The organism is Bradyrhizobium sp. NBAIM08 (genome assembly GCF_020193935.1).
GTDB classification, from domain to species: Bacteria; Pseudomonadota; Alphaproteobacteria; order Rhizobiales; family Xanthobacteraceae; genus Bradyrhizobium; species Bradyrhizobium yuanmingense.
In genome coordinates this window covers 1-389 of sequence record NZ_JADYVR010001221.1, presented here as the reverse complement: position 1 = coordinate 389, position 389 = coordinate 1, and the positions used below count along the sequence as shown (strand labels likewise).

Genomic DNA, 389 nt, shown 5'->3' with positions numbered 1-389 from the left:
CGTCGGCGCCGGTGACGAGCACGGTCCGCCCGGCGTAGACGTCGCCGAACTCGCGACGGAGGTCGGCGAGGGCGTTCTCGGTCCAGATCGGGTTGTTCGTCATAGTGCGTACGCTTCCGTGCGCCGTGCGCAAGCGTAGCGCCTCCCCTCCTCGAAGCGCCCTCGCAAGTGGCGTCCTGACGGCGATGTCGATCGCCGTCGTGACGGGGTTGTCCGCCGCGGTCGGCGTCGTCATCGCCCGCAAGATTGGGCGGGGAGTCGAGACCGACGGGTTCTTCGCCGCCTACGGCGTCTTTCTCGTTCTCGTCCTGGCGGCGAGTGCCGTTCGAGCCGCGGTGTTGCCGAGGCTCGCACGCGCGCGTGTCGAGGGCGCTTTCGGGACGCTGTTC

At 69.7% G+C, this 389-nt stretch carries 1 protein-coding gene; it reads left to right on the top strand.

The window, feature by feature from the left end; genetic code table 11:
- Positions 1–185: 185 nt before the first annotated feature.
- Positions 186–389, top strand: a 204-nt coding sequence (locus I6F37_RS44235; protein WP_225155020.1) for a hypothetical protein, incomplete at its 3' end; no start/stop codon positions are given.